This is a genomic window from Streptococcus sp. 79 (assembly GCF_013277425.1).
Lineage (GTDB): Bacteria > Bacillota > Bacilli > Lactobacillales > Streptococcaceae > Streptococcus > Streptococcus pseudopneumoniae.
The window spans coordinates 1-2,737 of record NZ_VMMW01000092.1; the positions used below are offsets into that span (position 1 = coordinate 1).

Here is a 2,737-nt window from a genome sequence, read left to right on the forward strand (position 1 = left end):
TAAAGCCTTTCGAACTTTGAAAGATGTCATGAATCAACTTCAAGATGTTATACAAGGACTGGAGAAGGAGGTGATAACGTCCATCGTTAATCGGAGATGGACTAGAATGCTTTTTGAAAGTAGATGAGTATTAAAACATGGTTTTGAGGTTGTAGATAGAACTGACGAAGTCAGTAACCATATATACGGCAAGGCGACGCTGACGTGGTTTGAAGAGATTTTCGAAGAGTAGCAAAATGGAAAAAGGAGTGAGTGAAGTACATCGCCTCCCCACTCCTTTTTCTGTTTTTAGGCTGTTTTTTCAACCTTCAAGATTTTTACATCATAGCTACCAACAGGCGTTTCAATGGTTGCTGTATCACCTGTTTTCTTGCCAATCAAGGCTTGTCCAATTGGGCTTTCATTTGAAACTTTACCTGCAAAGGCATCCGCACCCGCTGAACCTACGATAATATAAACTTCTTCTTCGTCCTCACCAATTTCTTGGATGGTGACTGTTTTACCAATCGCTACTTCGTCCTGGGCAACTGCGTCGCTATTGACGATTTCAGCATAGCGGATTTTTGTTTCTAAGCTAGAGATTTGTCCTTCGACAAAGGCTTGTTCATCCTTAGCTGCTTCGTACTCACTGTTTTCTGAAAGGTCACCGTATGAACGGGCAATCTTAATGCGTTCTACCACTTCTGGTCGACGAACCAATTTCAATTCTTCTAATTCTTTTTCAAGTTTTTCCTTTTCCTCAAGGGTCATAGGATATGTTTTTTCTGCCATTTTTCTCAACTTTCTTCTAATAATATTTTCTAAAGAAAATTATGTGAAGTATCACATAATTTTAGTTTGTTTGGTTTAATTTGCTGTTGACATGTTCAGCGACATTGCGATCGTGGTCTTCTTGATTATTAGCATAGTAGACCTTGCCTTCTGTGACATCTGCTACAAAGTAGAGGTTATCGCTCTTAGTTTGATTGATGCTTGACTCAATCGCATCCAGACTTGGACTATCGACTGGACCAGGCATGAGACCTACATTTTTATAAACATTATAAGGTGAATCAATGTTGGTATCAATCGCAACATCCTCAGCTAAGCTGATATTTTGCCCCAGTTTTCCTTGGGCATACAAGATTGCAATATTACTTTGAAGTGGCATATCACGATTCAAACGATTGTAGAATACACCTGCAATGAGCTTACGATCTTCTGTCTTGGCACCTTCTTTTTCGACCAAGGAAGCAATGGTCAACAACTCATTGACAGTCAAGTTTTTAGATTTGATAGTACTATAGTAAGGAGATAGGTTCTTATCCATAGCAGCTAACATCTCATCAATCAAGCTCTCAACAGTTGTGCTTTCCTTGATAGAATAAGTAGCTGGGAAAAGGTATCCTTCCAAACGATAACGCGCACCACTATCTTTTGCAGGCAAACTTTCCAATAAAGTAGGATATTTGGCTACTGCTTGACTGATAAACGTCTCATCTTGAACTTTTGCCAAGAAAGCCTCCGCTGTCAAAGACTCTTTGAAGTCACCTTCCAATTGACCCACAGCTTGTGCAATCTGATCCAAGGTATAACCTTCTGGAATTGTCAAAGTCGCAAGTACAGGTTCTTGCGGTTCATCTGTTCCACCTTTTTGCAACTCTTTGAGTAAGTCTTCTGTACTCATACTCTTTTGCAAATTGTAGTAACCCGCTTTCAAGTCGGTATAATTTTTATACTTGGCATAAAAGCTAAAAATCAGACCATGCTTTACCAAACCAGCTTTTTCAAGCGTCGTACCGATTTCTTGAACGTTTGAACCTTCTGGAATTCCAACCGTCACATATTTCTTAGAATTAGCATCGATAGGTAACAAAGAATCTAGCACGTACTGGTAACCAAAGTAACCACCTGCTGAGAGCAAGGCAAGGAATACAAGGAATGAAATCACAAAAGCTTTCACATGTGACTTCTTCTCTTTCTTAGACTTAACGGGTTTTGCTCCTTCTCTACGGCTACGACGTGGTGTATCGCTGATGATATCCACTGTTTCTGTAGCAGGCGTAGGTGTTTCTGGACCTGCTTGTTCTGCTTTTTTCTCTGCCGTCTTATAGGAAACAGCTACCCTTGTTGGGGTTTCATTGTATTCTCTTTCAAATTTCTTAGGTCTAACAGGACCTGGACCTGGTCCTGGTCTTGAACCACTTTCTTCCGCTGGAGAAGAAGGTACATCTTGACTTGGGTGAGTAGGCACGGTAGGAGCTTTTCTCATAATCTCCTCTACCGTTGACAAGGAATCAGCCATGAGTTCTTCAGCTGAAGGTTCATTTGCAGGAGTGCGAACTACTGCCTTATCTTCTTTCAGAACTTCATCATAGCCTTTTACTTTTTCTAAATCTCTCAGAATCTGCTCTTTAAAGCTTAATTTCTCTTCTTCTCTTGACTTTTCACTCAAAAGTTTTTCCTCCTTGTTGACAATCCATAATATTATATCTTAAAAGTCCAAGAAAAGCAACCTATGATACTTTTCCTAGCTTATTTTTTCGTTTCCCAAACCATATCATACCAGGTTTCCCCTGCAAAGGTTGACTGGGACAAGCCTTCATTGACAAATCCGTGCTTTTCATAGTAGGCGATGAGATAGTCATGACAGGTTAGGTTAATGCCATCTCTCTTATCTTCAAGAGCAACTTCTTTCAAGGCTATTAGTAATTTTTGTCCAAGTCCGAGGCCCTGTGCTTCCCGACTTTATCACTTA

The 2,737-nt window shown here is 40.2% G+C and carries 2 protein-coding genes and 2 pseudogenes; 1 reads left to right on the forward strand and 3 read right to left on the reverse strand.

Features of this window, described 5'->3' with window-relative positions; genetic code table 11:
* Positions 1–127, forward strand: a pseudogene (locus tag HT729_RS10395) (IS630 family transposase); the annotation flags it as partial.
* Between the two features lie 161 nt (positions 128–288).
* Here the strand turns inward: HT729_RS10395 and greA are convergent.
* The 3 genes and pseudogenes from greA to HT729_RS10410 form a co-directional block, all read right to left on the reverse strand.
* Positions 289–771, reverse strand: coding sequence for a transcription elongation factor GreA (gene greA / locus HT729_RS10400; protein WP_000818760.1), 483 nt, complete (start codon positions 769–771; stop codon positions 289–291).
* Between the two features lie 61 nt (positions 772–832).
* Positions 833–2,434 carry an endolytic transglycosylase MltG gene (gene mltG, locus HT729_RS10405; protein WP_001291668.1) on the reverse strand — a complete coding sequence of 534 codons (1,602 nt, stop codon included), beginning with the start codon at positions 2,432–2,434 and terminating at the stop codon, positions 833–835.
* A gap of 80 nt (positions 2,435–2,514) precedes the next feature.
* Positions 2,515–2,727 (reverse strand): annotated as a pseudogene (locus tag HT729_RS10410) (GNAT family N-acetyltransferase); the annotation flags it as partial.
* Positions 2,728–2,737 lie beyond the last annotated feature (10 nt).